The 17,382-nt window shown below is 72.1% G+C and carries 14 protein-coding genes and 1 pseudogene; 7 read left to right on the top strand and 8 right to left on the bottom strand.

Annotation, left to right across the window (positions count from 1 at the left end; genetic code table 11):
* The first annotated feature begins 12 nt into the window (after nucleotides 1-12).
* From QFZ82_RS36685 to QFZ82_RS36675, 3 genes and pseudogenes are all read left to right on the top strand, one after another.
* The gene (locus QFZ82_RS36685; RefSeq protein WP_307717238.1) at nucleotides 13-1,962 is read left to right on the top strand and encodes a hypothetical protein; all 1,950 of its coding nucleotides are present in this window, start codon (nucleotides 13-15) and stop codon (nucleotides 1,960-1,962) included.
* 110 nt (nucleotides 1,963-2,072) lie between these two features.
* Complete coding sequence (locus tag QFZ82_RS36680) at nucleotides 2,073-3,896, top strand: glycoside hydrolase family 15 protein (protein WP_307717237.1); 1,824 nt, start codon at nucleotides 2,073-2,075, stop codon at nucleotides 3,894-3,896.
* 396 nt (nucleotides 3,897-4,292) lie between these two features.
* Nucleotides 4,293-4,544: pseudogene (locus QFZ82_RS36675) on the top strand (hypothetical protein); the annotation flags it as partial.
* A 37-nt stretch (nucleotides 4,545-4,581) separates the two neighbouring features.
* On the opposite strand, the gene QFZ82_RS36670 reads toward QFZ82_RS36675, so the two are convergent.
* On the bottom strand, nucleotides 4,582-5,712 hold the full coding sequence (locus tag QFZ82_RS36670; RefSeq protein ID WP_307717236.1) for a PP2C family protein-serine/threonine phosphatase: 1,131 nt from the start codon (nucleotides 5,710-5,712) through the stop codon (nucleotides 4,582-4,584).
* Nucleotides 5,713-5,912: 200 nt separating this feature from the next.
* On the opposite strand from QFZ82_RS36670, the gene QFZ82_RS36665 reads away from it, so the two are divergent.
* Nucleotides 5,913-6,242, top strand: a complete 330-nt coding sequence (locus QFZ82_RS36665) for a DUF427 domain-containing protein (RefSeq protein WP_307717235.1) — start codon at nucleotides 5,913-5,915, stop codon at nucleotides 6,240-6,242.
* Between the two features lie 2 nt (nucleotides 6,243-6,244).
* Here QFZ82_RS36665 and QFZ82_RS36660 read toward each other — a convergent pair whose 3' ends face one another.
* The gene (locus QFZ82_RS36660) at nucleotides 6,245-6,604 is read right to left on the bottom strand and encodes a winged helix-turn-helix domain-containing protein (protein ID WP_307717234.1); all 360 of its coding nucleotides are present in this window, start codon (nucleotides 6,602-6,604) and stop codon (nucleotides 6,245-6,247) included.
* A gap of 125 nt (nucleotides 6,605-6,729) precedes the next feature.
* Here QFZ82_RS36660 and QFZ82_RS36655 point away from each other — a divergent pair, with 125 nt between their 5' ends.
* A complete protein-coding gene (locus QFZ82_RS36655) occupies nucleotides 6,730-7,755 on the top strand; it encodes an STAS domain-containing protein (RefSeq protein ID WP_307717233.1) in 1,026 nt (341 codons plus the stop codon).
* A 99-nt stretch (nucleotides 7,756-7,854) separates the two neighbouring features.
* On the opposite strand, the gene QFZ82_RS36650 is transcribed toward QFZ82_RS36655, so the two are convergent.
* The 4 genes from QFZ82_RS36650 to QFZ82_RS36635 all read right to left on the bottom strand — a co-directional run bounded on the left by QFZ82_RS36650 (nucleotide 7,855) and on the right by QFZ82_RS36635 (nucleotide 10,733).
* Nucleotides 7,855-8,868, bottom strand: coding sequence for an MASE1 domain-containing protein (locus QFZ82_RS36650; protein WP_307717232.1), 1,014 nt, complete (start codon nucleotides 8,866-8,868; stop codon nucleotides 7,855-7,857).
* Between the two features lie 55 nt (nucleotides 8,869-8,923).
* Nucleotides 8,924-9,754 (bottom strand): PP2C family protein-serine/threonine phosphatase, encoded by an 831-nt coding sequence (locus QFZ82_RS36645; protein ID WP_307717231.1) that lies wholly within the window; start codon nucleotides 9,752-9,754, stop codon nucleotides 8,924-8,926.
* 98 nt (nucleotides 9,755-9,852) lie between these two features.
* The gene (locus QFZ82_RS36640) at nucleotides 9,853-10,122 is read right to left on the bottom strand and encodes a hypothetical protein (RefSeq protein ID WP_307717230.1); all 270 of its coding nucleotides are present in this window, start codon (nucleotides 10,120-10,122) and stop codon (nucleotides 9,853-9,855) included.
* A gap of 149 nt (nucleotides 10,123-10,271) precedes the next feature.
* The gene (locus QFZ82_RS36635) at nucleotides 10,272-10,733 is read right to left on the bottom strand and encodes a hypothetical protein (RefSeq protein WP_307717229.1); all 462 of its coding nucleotides are present in this window, start codon (nucleotides 10,731-10,733) and stop codon (nucleotides 10,272-10,274) included.
* 323 nt (nucleotides 10,734-11,056) lie between these two features.
* On the opposite strand from QFZ82_RS36635, the gene QFZ82_RS36630 reads away from it, so the two are divergent.
* The gene (locus QFZ82_RS36630) at nucleotides 11,057-11,338 is read left to right on the top strand and encodes a GlsB/YeaQ/YmgE family stress response membrane protein (protein ID WP_307717228.1); all 282 of its coding nucleotides are present in this window, start codon (nucleotides 11,057-11,059) and stop codon (nucleotides 11,336-11,338) included.
* A 266-nt stretch (nucleotides 11,339-11,604) separates the two neighbouring features.
* Here the strand turns inward: QFZ82_RS36630 and QFZ82_RS36625 are convergent, their stop codons facing one another.
* Both QFZ82_RS36625 and sigJ read right to left on the bottom strand, forming a co-directional pair.
* The gene (locus QFZ82_RS36625; protein WP_307717957.1) at nucleotides 11,605-14,979 is read right to left on the bottom strand and encodes a pyruvate carboxylase; all 3,375 of its coding nucleotides are present in this window, start codon (nucleotides 14,977-14,979) and stop codon (nucleotides 11,605-11,607) included.
* A 399-nt stretch (nucleotides 14,980-15,378) separates the two neighbouring features.
* Nucleotides 15,379-16,413: an RNA polymerase sigma factor SigJ gene (gene sigJ, locus QFZ82_RS36620; RefSeq protein WP_307717227.1), complete on the bottom strand. Its 1,035-nt coding sequence runs from the start codon at nucleotides 16,411-16,413 to the stop codon at nucleotides 15,379-15,381.
* Between the two features lie 213 nt (nucleotides 16,414-16,626).
* Here sigJ and QFZ82_RS36615 point away from each other — a divergent pair, with 213 nt between their 5' ends.
* Entirely contained in the window at nucleotides 16,627-17,322 is a 696-nt protein-coding gene (locus QFZ82_RS36615; protein WP_307717226.1) for an NAD(P)-dependent oxidoreductase, read from the top strand.
* The last annotated feature ends 60 nt before the right edge of the window (nucleotides 17,323-17,382 follow it).

Here is a 17,382-nt window from a genome sequence, read left to right as displayed (position 1 = left end):
AAGGAGACAACAGTGCGTCACCCGACAGACCCGTGCCCTCCCCCAGGTCCCGGCCTCCCCGGCCTCAGCCGTCGCGCCCTGCTCGGCGCCGTCGGCGGCGCCGCACTGCTCACCGCGCTGCCCGCCGAGGCGGCCGGCCTGACGAGGACGGGACTGCCGCTCCTCGAACCGTTGCCGAAAGGCGCCCCCGACCGCACACTGTTCGCTCCCGAGGAGCAGCGGTTCGCGCCGTATCTCGTGATTCTCGCCCCGATGGCCAACGAGATCGAGGACACCGACCCCGCCACCTACGGCTGGTTCACCGGCGGCTGGTGGCGCACGCCGAACGTGCCGTACAACGCCCGCATCCAGGAGCACGTGTACACACTGAGCTGGTTCCACGCGCATCCCCGGCCGTGGAACCCGTACGCAGGCGACCCGGCACTGCTGGCCCGCCTCGACGCGGCGCTCCAGCACTACCTGCGCCTGCAGCACGACGACGGCTCCTGGCCCGAGTACCGGCCCACCGAGCACTCCCGTGCCGCCACCGGCTTCGGCCTGGGTTACCTGAGCAAGACACTGCAGAATCTGCGCACCACCGGGGCGCTGCCCACCCGGCAGGCCGAGATCCGGACCGCTCTGCGCAAGGCGATGCAGTGGTTCCTCGACCCCGGCAACACCACGGTCTGGGAGTCGCCCCTGAAGTACGCCAACCAGCACATCGCCGGCCTGGCCGGGGCGGCACTGTGCCTGGACCTGGATCCGGAGCCCGCCCTGCAGGAGCGGCTGGCGGAACGCATCGCCTTCGTCGTCGCTCACGGGCAGAGCCCGCAAGGCTTCTTCTACGAGCCCCGGGGGATGGACGTCGGCTACAACTTCGAGGTCATGCTGCCGGACATGGCCGAGATCCACCACCTCATGGACGAGCCGGCCATGCTGTCCATGGCACGTGGCTTCGCGCCGTGGCTGGGCTACAACCTCGTCCGCGAACCCGACGGCTCGGGCTGGTTCACCAACGTCGCCGCGTCCGCGCGTACCGGCATCCGCGCCCTCGACGACGAGATACGTGAGCCCGACCGCACCCACCTGGGCTCGCTCTTCGTGCCCGGCGCGCCGGGCCTGGCGCCGTTCTTCACGGCCCGTGAGGACCGGGCCGCCGCACGCGCCGCCTGGGCCGCGGACCCGGCGCCCGTGCCCGCGCTGCAGCGCGGCAACACCTCACCGCGCATCATCGCGCACGTGCCGTACGGCGAAGCCTTTCCCACCCGTGCACACAAGCAGGCCGCCATCACCGAGCTGCCCTATCTGCAGCGGGACACCTTCGTGGAACTCCGCCGCGACGGCGGCCAGGACTTCCTGTTCGTCCGGCGCCCGGGCCTCTATCTCGGAGCGTTCTTCGGCCACCGGGCCACGTCTCTGGTCCGCTCCGGCCTGTCCTTCCTCTGGCACCCCGACGCGGGGATGGTCGTGTACTCGCTGAACGGCGACGCCGGTTGCTGGGCCACGCAGCTCGCCGACGGACGGCTCGATGCCGACGGCAACCTGGCGGCCGAGTACGTCGCCGGAGCACACGCGCGACCGTGGACCGGCGAAGACCCGTCGTCCGACGCCCCGTTCGGGGTCCGGTACCGCACACCCGACTCGGCGATCACCACCGAGGTCACCGTCACCCGGCAGACGGTGCGCCGTGTGGTGACCACAGGCTCGGCGGCGACCGAGCTGATCCCGCTGGTCGTGCACCCGGCCGACCGGGTGACCTTCACCGACGGCACCGCGGCGTCCTACGGCTCCGCCACGACGGCCGCCGCGGACGGCCTCACACTGCGCCGGGGCAGCACCACGGTCCAGATCCGGTGGGCTGCCGTGCGCACCGCGAGTCTCACCGCGATGCCGACGACGTACTTGCGCGGCGGCGCGCGGCGCGCCCATCTGCTGCGCATCCCGCATGACGGCACCCTCCACCTGACGGTCGGCTTCGGCTGAACCGCCGCATGCGTCGCGGCCCGCGTCGCAACGCCCCCGATGACGCCCGCATGCCCGACGAAACGTCCCGACGTACCGTAGGAAACGGGTGACGTCGTGAAGGGACCGCCATGCTTCGTTGGCCGCCTGTCGCGGATCACGGGCTCATCGGGGACCTGCGCACGGCCGCGCTCGTGACCTCCGAGGGGGTGCTCGACTGGTTCTGCACACCACGATTCGACTCACCGAGCATGTTCGCGGGGCTGCTCGACCATGACCGCGGCGGTCACTTCGCGATCACCGCGCAGACGTCCGGTGCCACCACACGGCAGCTGTACCTGGCGGACACAGCAATCCTGGTCACACGGTTGATGACCGCCGACGGAGTCGGGGAGGTCATCGACTTCATGCCGCTGGGTGAGGCCGAGGCCCCGGCGGACCGGCACCGCATCGTCCGCGTCATGCGCGTGACCCGTGGCACGGTCGGCTTCCGGCTGGCGTGCCGGCCCCGGTTCGACTACGGGCGCGCCGGACACAACCTGGTGCTGGAGCGGGGGATGGCGTATTTCCGCGGCCCCGACCAGACCGCCTGCCTCCAGGTCGTCGGGCCGATGACGCTCGAGCGTGACGGGCAGGACGTGCGGGCGGACGTGGTGCTCCGGCAGGACGAGCGTGCCGCCGCCGTCCTGACGGTGTGCGACGGCCCTCCCGGGCCGCTCGCGCCACTCACCGAGGAAGGCATCCAGCGGGAGCTCCGCTCCACCTACGACTACTGGCACCGCTGGCTTCACCGCAGCCGGTACCGGGGCCGCTGGCAGCAGCCGGTCAACCGCTCCGCGATCACACTCAAGCTGATGACGTACGCACCCACGGGCGCGCCCGTCGCGGCGGTCACCGCGGGCCTGCCGGAGCAGCTGGGCGGCGAACGCAACTGGGACTACCGGTACACCTGGGTGCGTGACGCGGCGCTGTCGGTGAAGGCGCTGCTGGACCTCGGGTTCGAGGCAGAGGCGGATGCCTTCCGGCGTTGGCTCGGCGCCCGGATACCCGCGGGCCCGACGGTGACCGGTGAGCCGCTCCAGGTCATGTACCGGGTGGACGGCGACCCGCACCTCGCCGAGGAGGTCCTCGGCCATCTGGAAGGTTACGGTGGCTCGGCGCCGGTCCGGATCGGCAACGGTGCGGCCGGCCAGCTGCAGCTCGACATCTACGGCGAAGTGGTCTTCGCTCTCACCCATGCGCCCGACGTCGCTCAGCTGGCCGGGTACGACGGCTGGCAGCACCTGCGCGCGCTGCTCGACTGGCTGGCGCACGCCTGGGACCGTCCCGACGAGGGCATCTGGGAAACTCGCGGCGGCCGCAAGGACTTCACCTTGAGCCGGGTGATGTGCTGGGTGGCCTTCGACCGTGGTATCCGCCTCGCAGCGCAGGTGGCACGGCCGGCCGATGTCGCCGGCTGGACCGCCGCGCGCGATGCGATCTTCGACCAGGTGATGGACCGGGGCTACAGCACTCGTCGCGGTGCGTTCGTCCAGCACTACGGAGCCGAAGTCCTCGACTCCGCACTGCTGTTGATGCCCTCCGTCGGCTTTCTCTCCCCGAAGGACCACCGCTGGCTGTCGACCCTGGACGCCATGGAGCGGGAACTGGTCTCGGACAGCCTCGTCCACCGATACGACCCGGCCGCCTCACCCGACGGACTGCGCGGCAGCGAAGGGACCTTCTCCCTGTGCAGTTTTCTGTACGTGGAAGCTCTGGCTCGCGCCGGCCGCCTGGGATTGGCCCGCTACGCCTTCGACAAGATGCTCACCTACGCCAACCACGTCGGCCTCTTCGCCGAGGAGATAGGCCCGACCGGCGAACAACTGGGCAACTTCCCCCAGGCCTTCACCCACCTCGCGCTCATCAACGCGGCATTGGCCCTCGACGAGGAGCTGGACCGTTCCGGGACGTGATCCGGCTGGTCGCCCGACGGAGCGCGGCCCCACGCCGCCGACCCCGCGCTCGCCACCGCGGTGCCCGGGGGCGTCTGCCTCACCGCCTACGCCCTGCTCACGGGCCGCCCCCGGCAGAGGCCGCCCTGTCCGGCCAGGCCGTCCTCGGCGAGCTCGCAGCCCGGCCCCAGTCCTGGTTCGGTCGCCGCGCTGCTCACCCCGCGCAGTTGGTGCAGCGCCGTCCGGCGGGCCGGCTCCTGTAGCGGCCTTCAGTGTGACGAGGTCGGCGAGAAGCTACGCCATGCCTGGACTTGGCGCGCTGCGGCGCACCCTGGCGAGGCACGTCGAAGTGCTCCACCGCGCCATGTTCGGGGGGCTGGTGGACACCGGAGCTCCAGGATGCCTGCCGCAAATGCGTGCCCCATCGACCCGACGAGCGACAAGGGCCCGTCGCTGACGGTGCGCGACCCGGACGGCCGCGAGCGGATCGTCCCTCTCGACGGACCCCACGAGGACGTCGCCGTCTCCCGCGACGGCCGCACGGCGTACGTCACGGGCGGGTTCACGCGCGACGGCTACTGGAACGGCATCACGGTCGTGGACCTGCACTCGGGCGACACCCGCCGCGTGCCGGCGGGCGAACGCCCCTTGGGCATCGCGGTCCTCTGAGCGGGCCACATCCCCGTCGGCCACGACGGAACCCACGTCACGGACCCCACCGGTCCGGCCCCGCACCGTCCGGCCTGCCGCCCGCGAGCGTGAGCGCGAGCGCCGCCTGGTCGTCGTCGCAGTCGTGCGACCAGCGCGCGGCGTCGGCCCGCAGGAACGACATCACATCGGCGGGGTCGTGCTCCCGGCCGCCGCCGAACCGGCCCGAGAGCCGGTCGAGGACCGGGTAGAACACCCCGGTAGCGTCCCGCGCTTCGCTGATTCCGTCGGTGTGCACGACGAGCACCTCGCCGGGGCCCAGGCTGTGCGTCGTCGCGGTCGCCGCCGCGCCGGGCACCATCGTGCCCAGGCCGAGCGGCAGCGCGGGGGCGGTGGTGAGCCGCCTGGCACCGTCCGGGCCGACGACGACGGGCGGGGGATGACCGCGGTCGACGATCCGTACCTCGTCGCCCGCGGGCGGGAACTCCAGGACCAGCGCGGTCACGAAGAGTTCGGGATCGGTGTCCTCACCGGCCGGGCTGTTGCGGGCGATGCTGAGCTCCAGCCGTTCCGCCAGGCTGGTCAGGTCGCGCCACTCGTGCGCGGACACCCGGAAGCTCCCCAGGACGGCGGCGACCGTCTGCACCGCGCCGAGCCCCTTGCCGCGCACGTCGCCGATGATCGCGCGCACACCGAAGGGCGTCTCGCACAGGTCGTAGAGGTCGCCGCCGACGAGCGCGCCTCCTTCGCCGGCCGAGTAGAAGCCCGCCGCGCGGATGTGCCCGACGGCCGGCGGTACAGGCCGCAGCAACGCGCGTTGCATGGCCTCGGCGACCGAGTTGGCGCGGATGAGATGTTCCCTGACGCGCTGTCGCTGCCAGGACAGGGCAGTGCTCGCGACGGCGATGAGCAGGGTGGCGACGTACAGCGCGACATGGTGCTGTTCGTCGAAGTGGCCCGGGCGGCGGGCGGCGAAGAACATCTGGAGTCCCAGACAGACGACACCCGACAGCGCGGTGCCGCGCGGGCCGCGTGTCGCGGCCGCGAGCGGCGGGACGCCGATGAGGAGGAAGCTGACGGGCTCACGTCCTTGCAGGGCGAACTCCACGACGAGATCGGCCACGACGGCGACGACCGGCAACCACCACACCCACCGCTGTCGCAGCCATCCGGCGGCGGGCGTCGTCACGGCCGCGGCTCCTCGCGGCGCATCGGACCTGGGGAAACATGCGCCGAATCAGGCATGATCCTCACCTGTTCAGGCTAGGTCCGGCGGTCTGCCGCCGCAATCGGCACCCGCCCGGGAACACCTGCGGCCTCGGCGACGTTGCCATTCCCAAGGCCTTCCACAGCACCGCCGTTCGGTACCGCGCAGCCGAAGGAGAGCACATGTCGCCGGGTCATCGCATCACGATCGAGCAGGGCACGCAGCATGTCCGTGTGGTTCACGACGGTACGGTCCTGGCCGAGAGCCGCCGCCCGCTGCTCCTTCACGAGACCGGCCTGCCGGTGCGCTACTACCTTCCGCCCGACGACGTGAACACCGAACTGCTGACGCCGTCGGACTCGCGCACCCACTGCCCGTACAAGGGGGACGCCTCCTACTGGTCCCGGCCGGGGGCGGCCGATCTCGTCTGGGCGTACCTCGACCCCAAGCCCGATGTCGCCTCGATCAAGGGGCACTTCTGCTTCTACGACACCGAGATCGTGACCGGCTGACGTCAGTCGGCACTCCGGTCCCGCTCGCCCGGCTCGTCGTCGCCGGTGCGGTGGGGCAAGGGACCGGGCGCGTCCGTCAGCAACGCCAGGAGCGGGGCGATCGGCCGGTCGCCCTCCGCGGGATGGCGGAACTTTCCTCCGGCGTCGATCTGGTACCTGTTCCGCCTGCCCTCGCGCGTGCGAGTCAGGTAGCCGGCCTGCTCGAGGTCGGAGAGCAGCGCCTGCACGGTCCGTTCGGTGAGGTCGAGCGCCGACGCCAGGTCGCGGATGCGAATCCAGGGGTTGCGGGCGATCGCCGTGAGGACACGGGTGTGATTGGTGACGAAAGTCCAGGTACTGCGTGAGGGGCCGGACATCTCCATACACCGATCGTACGACCTTCCATACAGGCATCCAAAAACCGGAAATACGTTTCAGGTGTCTTGACGGCCGTACGGGCGCGTCCGAGCATGGGAGGGCAGGTGCTCCGCCCGGAGAGGAACTGCGCATGACCACTCGTGACAGTTCCCGCTTCGCGGTGACGGTGACCGGTAGCGGACGAGGTCGCTCCCTCGCCACCGTCACGGGCGAGGTCGGCTCCGAAGCCGCCGACACGTTCCGCGAGACGCTGACCGCCGCGCTGGACGCCGGCTCCGGCCTCGACGTCGATCTCAGCGGCGTCTCCTCGTGCGACGCCTCCACGGTGCGCGTGCTCACGGAGGCTTTCACACGCGCCCGTGACGCCGGACGGACGCTCGCCGTGGTCGCGGTGTCGCCGCCGGTCGCCGGCCAGCTGGAACTACGGGGCGCTACGGGCCTGTTGGAACAACGGGCTCCGCAGGACGAGACCGACGCCGGCCCCGACGACCTGCTGGCCGCGGTGTGCGACGCCCTGGCCGCCGAGGGGTTCGACATCTGCGCGCCCGACCGGCCGGACATCTCGGGCCTCACCGTACGGCCGGGCCCGGGCGGCGTCGTCGTGAGCTGGGCCGATCCCCTCGACCTGCGCGCCCGCGGCGAGTTGGTCCGCGGCCACCGGCGCGAGGGGCCGCCCAGGCTGGAGGGCATACTCCGTGCGCTGCACACCGCGGTGACCGCGGCGCTCACGCACGCCGGGTTCACGGTGGAGGAGCAGCCGGGGCAGCGCCGGATCGTCGTCACCGGCCACCGGGAGCCCGTCGGGCGCCCCGGCCCGGCCGACCACGCGCACGATGCCGCCGGCGGCACCCACGAGACGCCCGGGAGCGACGGCGAGGCCACAACCGTCCTCGGCCGGGTCAGGGACGCCGTCGGTGCCGACGCCATGATCGCCGAAGCGAGCGGCATCATCGCCGCCACGTCGAAGGTGGGCGCGGCCGAGGGGCGGGCCGCCCTCGTCGACGCGTCGCGCCGCATGGACGTACCCGTGCCCCATGTGGCGGAACTCGTCATCCGCTGGGCCGCGACGGGCGAGATCTCCGCAGACCTGCGCGAGGCGCTCCAGCAGGGCGTCAGCGTGCCTCACGTCGACGGATCCCCCGGGGCAGCAGTGTGACGCCGAACGGCCGGTCCTGCGGACGCCCGTCGTCGCCCGGGGCAGCAGCTGCGCCGCGCTGATGGGGGCGAAAACGGCTCCCTGTGGGCCCGGAACGGCTCACGGCGGGAGCCGGCGGGGCGGGAACTCGTACGACCCGGAGCGCGGCTCGCGCGGGAACTCGTAGGACTCGGAGCGCGGCTCCATCTCGGCCACCATGTCGGAGAACCGTGTGCAGACCTGTTGGATCTCCTCGTATGTCCTGTTGCGTTCGGTGATGACGGCTGCGAGGAGGAGAGCCGTGAGCGCCGTCGTGCCGTTGAACGCCTGGAGCGTGACCATGCTGGAGAACAGGTCCTGATCGGCGAACGGTCCGCTTTCCCCGGTCGCGGCCAGAATCGCCAGCGTGGACGCCGCCAGCGCGCACGGTGCGGCGCCGGCCAGCTGGAAACGGAGGGCCGCCCAGATCAGCACGGGGAAGACGAGGAAGAGCAGGGTCGTGTGCGGCGTGCGCGTGGCCAGACCCGTGACGACGACCGTCGCGGCCACCAGCGCCGCCCCCTCGGCCCATCGGCCGGGCCCTGCCCGCCGCGGCCACCGGGCTCCCCGCAGCACGAGCAGGAACGGCGCGACGACAAGGACCCCCATCGCGTCGCCGGTCCACCACACCGACCACGTCGGCCAGAACTCGCCCGGCTCCAGCGCCCCGGAGAGGACCAATGCGCCACTGCCGATGGTCGAACTGATCAGCATCCCGGCGAGAGCGCCGAGGAAGACCAGGGCCAGTACGTCGCGCAGGCGGTCCAGCTCGACCCGGAACCGGGCTCTGCGCAGCATCAGACAGGCGCAGACCGGCGCCAGGGTGTTGCCCGCGGTGATGGCGAGCACCGCGGGAACGGAGGGTCCGAGGGACACATTCACCAGGAACGCACCGAGCGCGACGCCCGGCCAGACACGCAGCCCCAGGACGAGCAGCGCGGCCAGCGCGACGCCGGTCGGTGGCCACAGGGGGGTGACCTGGTCGCGTACCAGCTGCTGAAGAAGCCCGATCCGCGCGGCCCCGTAGTAGACGGCCGCAACGACGAGGATCCGCAGAGCAGCAGCCCCGTAGCGACCGATGTCCGCACTGCGCACGACAGCAGTCTGCGCTCGTCCCGGCTCCCCGGCGACTCCTGGCGGTGCGGCGAGGTCAGCCGGAGTCCGGCGGGCCGTCGTAACGCACGACGAGGACCGCGGCATCGTCACGGTGGCCGGTCAGGTCGGCCACCTTGACGACGGCCGAGGCCAGCACCTCGGGGTCGGCGTCGAACCCGGCGCGTACCAGCTTGGCCACCTCGTCCAAGCCGGCCTCGATCGGGTAGCCGGGGCCTTCCACCACTCCGTCGGTGAGCAGGACGAGCACTCCCGCTTCCGTCAGACGCCGACGGGTCACCGGATAGCGCTCGCCCGGCACGATCCCGAGCGGCGGCCCACCGCGGTCGAGGGCTACGCCGGATTCGCCCCCCGCCGTCGCCCAGACCATCGGGACGTGGCCGGCCCGGGACACCGTCAGGTCACGGCTGACCGGGTCGAAACGCAGGAAGCAGCAGGTGGCGAACAGGCCGCACCCCATCGAGATCAGCACGTCGTTGGCGCGGCTCAGCACCTCGCGGGTGTCGCTGGTCGCCTCGGCGACGGCTCGCAGGCTGGTGCGCACCTGCCCCATGAAGGCGATGGCCTCCACATCGTGTCCCTGCACATCACCGATCGCGAACGCCAGTGACCCGTCCTTCATCACGAAGGCGTCGTACCAGTCGCCTCCCACGTCGAGACCGTCCCGTGACGGCGTGTATCTGGCGGCGAAGTGCAGCCCCGGCAGCTCCGGCAGCCCTGGCGGGAGCATGTGACGCTGCAGAGCCATGGCCAGCTCGACGCGGGCCCGCTGGAACTTGATCCGTTCCAAGGCCTGATCGACGAGCTGCCCGAGAGTGATCAGGAGTTGGTGCGCACTCTCGGGCGGGTCGGGGCGATGTCGGTGCATCACAGCTCCGGGTGCTCCCGCGGGCTTCTCCCCTCACCCTAGACCCAGCCCCACCGGCGCTCTCGGCGGCCACAGCGGCGACGCGGCGGCCCGGGCCGTCATGGGCTGTCGCCCTCCCAGTCGAACCGCTGGGGATCACCGGGACGCGGCCCGTACAGGGCCCGCCCGCCGGGCCCGTAGCGGCCGAGTTCGGTGGTCAGTGCCGCGCCTTGCCGGAGCCGCTCGGCTGTCCATCCGGTGACGTCCAGGAACAGGCCGTCCAGCGGACCGCCGACCAGGTCGGCATAGACGCGCCCGGGCCGCCTGCCGGCGTCGGGATCGTCGTGGTCGGCCCCGTAGACCCGCCCTCGCATGATCTGCTCGTCCATGCCGGAAGCTTCTCAGCCGCCACTGACAGAGCAAGGCGCCCGGCCGCCGGGACGGCTGCGTGGCGTGGCGGGGTCCGCACCACTCCCCCGGGGTCCGCTCCCCCGCGGGCTCGGACCGACGCGAGGACGCTCGTCGAGCGCGACGGCGGTCAGATCCGGCCGCGGGCCAGACGCGTCAACGGGCCGGTGGGGGGCTTCGCCGTGGTTCGTCCCAGGGCGAAGGCGGCCCCGGCGACACCCGCGACGCCCGCCGCCGCCCCGGCGGCGATCGCCTTCCTGTGCTTGACGGCCTCCCAGGCGGTACCCGCGGCGGTGGCGGCCTGCGCGGCGTTGGCGGTCACCGCCTGCTGCCCGGTCTGGAGACCCGCGGCGGCGGCGCGCCCCACACGCCTGGTGGCCTCGCCTGCCGCTCGCACGGTGGCAGAGGCGGACTTCCTGGCATCCTGCGCCGCGGACTCGGCTTCGGCGGCGGCGGTCTTCGCCTCGGATCCGGCCTGCTTGCCGGTGGCTGCGGCAGCCTGCTTCCCATGGGAGGCGGCGGACCGGGTGCCGGTGCTCTTCCTGGCCTTCGCGGCACCGGAGTTCCTGGAGCCGTTGCCTTCAGCGGTCATGACGTTCTCCTTGCCTGTCAGTTGCCTGTCAGGGTCCGAGCGCCCGGGGAAGATCTCTCGCCGAACGCTCTTCCGCACTGCATGACGCCGGTTCGCCTGCCCATACGAACCGGACGTATGCGTGACGTCGCGGCGTGCCGAATCCGGCGGCGGAAAGCCGACGCCCACTTCCGTGCGCTCCCTGCTCCATGCCTCGGGTGACAGACCCTCATCTGCCGTCTCGCCGTCATGAACGGCGAGGCCCCGCCTGCCCGTCGACGAATCCCCACGGCCCCCGCGGGTACCCGAGGCGAAGGCCGCGACGTTGAAGGAGGCCATCTGCCATGGAGATCTCCGGACTCTTCACCGCTCTCGTCATCGGCACGACGATCGGCCTGCTGGGACGGCTCGTTCTGCCCGGCCGCCAGCACATCGGGGTCCTGTGGACGCTCGTCGTCGGTACGGCCGCAGCTCTCGTCGGCTCGCTGGTGGCGTCCGCCCTCGGTGTCGCCGACACCCGAGGGATCGACTGGCTCGAATGCCTCGTCCAGGTCGCCCTGGCAGCGCTCGGAGTGGCCGGGCTCGACCGGGCGTTGGCAGGAAGCGCACGCCGCCGCGCGAGGTGACTCCGGCCGCGCAGGCGTAAGGACGAGGCCGCCCGGCGGTCGTCCTCCCCCGGCTGCCGCCCGCGCCCCGGTACGCACCGCTCCAGCGGCGCGTACCGGGGCCACGCCGTCCTCCTGGCGGAGTGGCGCAAGGCCCTCCTGACGGAGCTACGGCGCGGGCGGCCCCGGCGAACACCAGGTCCACGGCCTCGTCGACCGCCCGCCCGGCCGGCCGGTTGCCCGCCGGCCCCAAGGACCGCGTACCGGCGACGGCCCCGATGGACGGCTCACGCGATTTCGACGAGGAGGTCGCCGCCTTCCACCTGTTGGATACGGGTGATGGCCAGCCTGGTCACCCTCCCGCCCTTCGGGGCGGTGATCGCCGCCTCCATCTTCATGGCCTCGATGGTGGCCACCGTCCCACCGGCTTCCACCTCGTCGCCCTCGGCGACCGCGAGCGTCACCACGCCGGCGAACGGCGCGGCGACGTGCCCCGGGTTGCCCCTGTCGGCCTTCTCGGTCGCCGGTACGCCGGCGGCCACCGCGGTGTCGCGTACCTGGATCGGCCGCAGTTGGCCGTTCAGGGTGGACATCACGGTGCGCATGCCCCGTTCGTCGGCCTCGCCGATGGCCTCCAGCTCGATGAGCAGCCGCACGCCCGGTCCGAGGTCGACGGAGTACTCCTTTCCGGGGCGCAGCCCGTAGAAGAAGTCCTTGCTGTCGAGCACGCTGGTGTCGCCGTAGGTCTGACGGTGTGTCTCGAACTCCTTCGCCGGTCCGGGGAACAGCAGTCGGTTGAGCGTCGTCCGCCGGTCCTTCTCGAGGCCCGTGCGGTCTTCCGCGGTGAGCTCCCGCACCGGCTTGGGCTCGGCGCGGCCCGCCAGCGCCTTGCTGCGGAACGGCTCGGGCCAGCCGCCCGGCGGATTGCCCAACTCGCCGCGCAGGAAGCCGATGACCGAGTCCGGGATGTCGAACCTGCCGGGCTCCGCCTCGAAGTCCTCCGGGGACACGGCGGCGCCAACGAGGTGCAGCGCGAGATCGCCGACCACCTTCGAGGACGGGGTGACCTTCACCAGCCGGCCGAGCATCCTGTCCGCGGCGGCGTACATCGCCTCGACCTCCTCGAAGCGGTCGCCGAGTCCGAGTGCGATCGCCTGCGTGCGGAGGTTGGAGAGCTGGCCGCCGGGGATCTCGTGGTGGTACACGCGCCCGGTCGGCGAGGCGAGACCGGCCTCGAACGGTGCGTAGATCCTGCGGACGCTCTCCCAGTACGGCTCCAGGTCGCCGACCGCCTGGAGGTCGAGTCCGGTCGGCCGCTCGGTGTAGTCGGTCGCGGCGACGATCGCCGACAGCGACGGCTGCGAGGTGGTGCCCGCCATGGAGGCCACCGCCCCGTCCACGGCGTCCGCACCGGCCTGGACCGCCGCGATGTAGGTGGCGAGCTGGCCGCCCGCGGTGTCGTGCGTGTGCAGGTGCACCGGCAGGTCGAACTCCCTGCGCAGCGCGGACACCAGCGTGGCGGCGGCCGGGGCGCGGAGCAGCCCGGCCATGTCCTTGACGGCCAGGACGTGGGCGCCCGCGGCCACGATCTCCTCGGCGAGCCGGAGGTAGTAGTCCAGGGTGTAGAGCCGCTCCGACGGATCGGACAGGTCGCCGGTGTAGCACAGCGCCACCTCGGCGACCGCCGACCCGGTCTCGCGTACGGCGTCGATGGCGGGCCGCATCTGTCCGACGTCATTGAGCGCGTCGAAGATGCGGAAGATGTCGATTCCGGTGGCGGCCGCCTCCTGCACGAAGGCGTCCGTCACCTCGGTCGGGTACGGGGTGTAGCCCACGGTGTTGCGGCCGCGCAGCAGCATCTGGAGGCAGATGTTCGGTACGGCTTCGCGCAGCGCGGCCAGGCGCTCCCAGGGGTCCTCCGCGAGGAAGCGCAGGGCGACGTCGTAGGTGGCCCCGCCCCAGCACTCCAGGGACAGCAGCTGCGGCAGGGTGCGCGCCACCACAGGGGCGACGGCGAGCAGGTCCTTGGTCCGGACCCGGGTGGCGAGCAGCGACTGGTGGGCGTCCCGGAAGGTGGTGTCGGTGACGCCGATGGTCGGCGACTCGCGCAGCCGGCGTGCGAAGCCCTCCGGGCCGAGCGCGGTGAGCTGCTGCCGGGAGCCGGCCGGCGGCTCGGTGGCGGGCAGCTGCGGCAGCTTCGTGGTCGGCGCGATCAGGTCGGGCCGGGGGCCGTGGGGCTTGTTCACCGTGACGTCGGCGAGGTAGGTGAGCAGCTTCGTGCCGCGGTCGGCGGAGTGGCGCGCGGTGAGCAGGTGCGGCCGCTGCTCGATGAAGGACGTCGTGACGTGCCCGGCCCGGAAGTCCGGGTCGTCGAGCACGGCCTGCAGGAACGGGATGTTCGTGGACACGCCCCTGATGCGGAACTCGGCCACCGCGCGCCGGGCACGGCTGACCGCGGTTCTGAAGTCCCTTCCCCGGCAGGTCAGCTTGACCAGCATCGAGTCGAAGTGGGCGCTGACCTCCGTACCGGCGTGTGTGGTGCCGCCGTCGAGGCGGATGCCCGAACCTCCCGGCGAGCGGTACGCGCTGATCATGCCGGTGTCCGGGCGGAAGCCGTTGGCCGGGTCCTCGGTGGTGATCCGGCACTGCAGCGCGGCGCCGCGCAGGACGACGGCGTCCTGCGTCAGGCCGAGGTCGGCCAGCGTCTCGCCGGCGGCGATGCGCAGCTGCGCCTGCACCAGGTCGACGTCGGTCACCTCCTCGGTCACCGTGTGCTCGACCTGGATGCGCGGGTTCATCTCGATGAAGACGTGGTTGCCGTCGCGGTCGAGGAGGAATTCCACGGTGCCCGCGTTGCGGTAGCCGATCCGGCGGGCGAACTTGACGGCGTCGTCGCAGATGCGCTCGCGCAGTGCCGGGTCCAGGTTCGGGGCGGGCGCGAGTTCGATCACCTTCTGGTGGCGGCGCTGCACCGAGCAGTCGCGCTCGAAGAGGTGGATGACGTCGCCCTGCCCGTCGGCGAGGATCTGCACCTCGATGTGCCGGGGGTCGACGACGGCCTTCTCCAGGAAGACGGTGGGGTCGCCGAACGCGGATGCGGCCTCACGGGCCGCCGCCTCGATGGCCTCACGCAGCGTCGACGGGTCCTCGACGCGCCGCATGCCGCGCCCACCACCGCCGGCGACCGCCTTGACGAACACCGGGAAGCCGATGCCCTCGGCGGCCGCGACCAGTTCGTCCACGTCGGTGGAGGGCTCCGACGAGCCGAGCACGGGTACGCCGGCCTCGCGGGCGGCGGCCACGGCACGCGCCTTGTTCCCGGTCAGCTCCAGGGTCCGCATGTCCGGGCCCACGAACGTGATGCCCGCCTCCTCGCAGGCACGGGCCAGTTCCGGGTTCTCGGACAGGAACCCGTACCCCGGGTAGACCGCGTCCGCACCGGCCAGACGTGCCGCCCGGATGATCTCCTCCACGGACAGGTAGGCCCGCACCGGGTGTCCCGGCTCGCCGATCTCGTATGCCTCGTCGGCCTTCAGCCGGTGCAGCGAGTTGCGGTCCTCGTGCGGGAAGACGGCGACCGTGCGCGCACCCAGTTCATAACCGGCGCGGAACGCGCGAATCGCGATCTCCCCACGGTTGGCGACCAGCACCTTGCGGAACATTCCGGATCCCTTCAGCCTGCCGGTGACGAACACCATGGTGTCGGCGACGCCTCTGTCGTGCCACACGGGTCCGGGCCGCTCCCGCGGACCACGCCGGGCGGGATGCCCGAGCGCTCGACCCGGCCGCAACGCTACGGGTGCGACGGGGGTTTTCTGAAGGGCCAGGGCCCGTCGAGCGGATCACACTCGGGCCGTGATCGGCTCGTCGGCCGACGCACGACGGTGCTCCGTCCCGCCGGTGCCCGACAGGCCGGCCGACGGTGATGTCATCGCCGTCGACTCCGTCCGTTTCCGGTGTGACGGGACGGGTGCCCCGATGCGCGCCGCCCAGTCCGGCTCGAGCGCCGGCCGTGCCCGGCCACGCCGCTCGGACACTGCCCGGTCTCGGGGGTCCGCGCATCAGTCGGCGCCCAAAGGCCCCGCCGTCCCGTCCTCGTCCCTCGCTCGCGGGGACGCTTCGGGCGCCGCTTCCTCGTCCCGCTCGACGGCGGAGAGCTTCTCCGGGTTGGTGACGAGGAAGACGTCGCAGACCTGGTCGCCCTCCTGCGTCAGGTCCATCACCATCACCGCGTAGGGCGCATCCTCCGCGAAGATCACCGCTGACGGGGCGCCGTTGACGCGGCGATAGCGCACATCGAGGCCGCGCGGCGGGCGGGAGGCGTAGCCCGCCAGCAGGCGCGCGACCTTCTGGCGGCCCTGGACGGGGCGGAGTGCCGCGCGCGCGTTGCCTCCGCCGTCGGTCCACAGGGTCACGTCCGGCGCAAGGATCTCCATGAGCGTGGCGACGTCGCCGCCGAGTGCCGCGGCGACGAACCGTTCGGTCACCTGCTGCTGAATGCGCGGGTGCGCTCGGTAGCGGGGCCGGCGCGCCTGCACGTGTTCACGGGCCCGGTGGGCGAGCTGGCGCACGGCGGCCGGGCTGCGGTCGAGGATGTCCGCGATCTCGGTGTGGGCGAAACCGAACGCCTCGTGGAGGACGAACACCGCCCGTTCCAGAGGGCTGAGGGTCTCCATCACGACCAGCAGCGCCATCGACACCGCCTCGGTGCGCAGCGCCCGCTCGGCCGTGTCGGTGGTGTCGTCGCGCGGGCTCGCGGCCTCTGGGGTGATCAGCGGTTCGGGCAGCCACGGTCCGATGTAGGTCTCGCGCCGACGGCTGATCCTCGCCCGCCAGGCCAGCGCGTGGTTCACCGCGATACGCACCAGATAGGCGCGCGGGTTCCCGATCTCCGCCGCCGAGGACCGGCGGCCACTGCTGCCCGCCCATGACAGCCAGGTCTCCTGGAGCACGTCCTCGGTGTCGGCGACACTGCCGAGTATGTTGTAAACGACGGCGAACAGCAGCTCCCGATGCTCGACGAATACCTGCGTCGGGGCGTCCCCGGGGGCGCGGGCAGCGCTGCCGGATGTGCTGTCCCTCGAGCTGTCCGACATGACAGGCCTCCTGTGTTGCGCTCACACCCAAGAGGCGCCCCACCGGCCCGAGTGTGACATCCGCCCCCATCGTGGTCCGCCTCTCGGCGCGGACCCGGGATGTCACACCCACCGCCCCTCGGACCCTCCTGACAGCAAGACCGTCGTGACGACCCGGCCGTGCCACCACCGATGCCATGGCCAGGGTCTCCACCACCGCAGGAGGGACAGCACGTGAAGCTCGCCGTCTTCGGAGCCAACGGACCGACAGGGCGCCGGACCACTGCCCAGGCCATCGCCGAAGGGCACACGGTCACCGCCGTCACACGCCGCCCCGACGCCTTTCCCCTCGACGGCCCGCGCCTGCGGGTGATCGGCGCGGACGTGTACGACTCCGCCGCTGTCGAGCAGGTCGTCGCCGGCCAGGACGCCGTGATCTCGACCCTCGGCGTGCCCTACACCCGCCGCCCCGTCACCGTCTACTCCCGCGGCATCAGCCACATCGTCGACGCCATGACCAGGCATGGCGTCCGGCGCCTGGTCTGCGTGACCTCCACGGTCCTCTTCGACACGGAGGCACCCGGCGAGAGCCTCCTCTTCCGCAAGGTCGTCGAGCCGCTCGTCGTGCGCTCCATCGGCCGCACCGTCTACGAGGACATGCGGCGCATGGAACGGATCGTGCGCGACAGCGGCCGCGAATGGACCGTGGTCCGCCCCGCCGGCCTCTTCGACGCCCACACCGTCAGCCACTACCGGACCTCCACCGCACGCCTCCCCGGCCGCTACACCTCCCGCGCGGACCTCGGCGACGCCCTGCTCCGCCAGGCGACCGGAACCGGTCACGTACGCGCGTGCATCGACGTACGCACCACCGAGAACACTCCGGGTTTTGTCGACCTCCTACGGAAGGAAGCGCTCGGAAAGTCGTGAGCGGGTCCGGACCAGCGCTTGGACAGAGGTGCGTACGAACGGTCGGCGGAGCCGGGGCGG

The sequence above is a fragment of the Streptomyces sp. V4I23 genome (assembly GCF_030817975.1).
GTDB lineage: Bacteria > Actinomycetota > Actinomycetes > Streptomycetales > Streptomycetaceae > Streptomyces.
Note: the sequence above shows the minus strand (reverse complement) of the source record. Positions and strands in the feature narration are given on the sequence as shown.

What these genes read in the sequence shown, in the direction of transcription:
- QFZ82_RS36680 (WP_307717237.1), top strand. Translation starts at nt 2,073, where the DNA reads ATGCTTCGTTGGCCGCCTGTCGCGGATCACGGGCTCATCGGGGACCTG.
- QFZ82_RS36665 (WP_307717235.1), top strand. Translation starts at nt 5,913, where the DNA reads ATGTCGCCGGGTCATCGCATCACGATCGAGCAGGGCACGCAGCATGTC.
- QFZ82_RS36660 (WP_307717234.1), bottom strand. Translation starts at nt 6,604, where the DNA reads ATGGAGATGTCCGGCCCCTCACGCAGTACCTGGACTTTCGTCACCAAT.
- QFZ82_RS36655 (WP_307717233.1), top strand. Translation starts at nt 6,730, where the DNA reads ATGACCACTCGTGACAGTTCCCGCTTCGCGGTGACGGTGACCGGTAGC.
- QFZ82_RS36645 (WP_307717231.1), bottom strand. Translation starts at nt 9,754, where the DNA reads ATGCACCGACATCGCCCCGACCCGCCCGAGAGTGCGCACCAACTCCTG.
- QFZ82_RS36640 (WP_307717230.1), bottom strand. Translation starts at nt 10,122, where the DNA reads ATGGACGAGCAGATCATGCGAGGGCGGGTCTACGGGGCCGACCACGAC.
- QFZ82_RS36635 (WP_307717229.1), bottom strand. Translation starts at nt 10,733, where the DNA reads ATGACCGCTGAAGGCAACGGCTCCAGGAACTCCGGTGCCGCGAAGGCC.
- QFZ82_RS36630 (WP_307717228.1), top strand. Translation starts at nt 11,057, where the DNA reads ATGGAGATCTCCGGACTCTTCACCGCTCTCGTCATCGGCACGACGATC.
- QFZ82_RS36625 (WP_307717957.1), bottom strand. Translation starts at nt 14,979, where the DNA reads ATGTTCCGCAAGGTGCTGGTCGCCAACCGTGGGGAGATCGCGATTCGC.
- sigJ (WP_307717227.1), bottom strand. Translation starts at nt 16,413, where the DNA reads ATGTCGGACAGCTCGAGGGACAGCACATCCGGCAGCGCTGCCCGCGCC.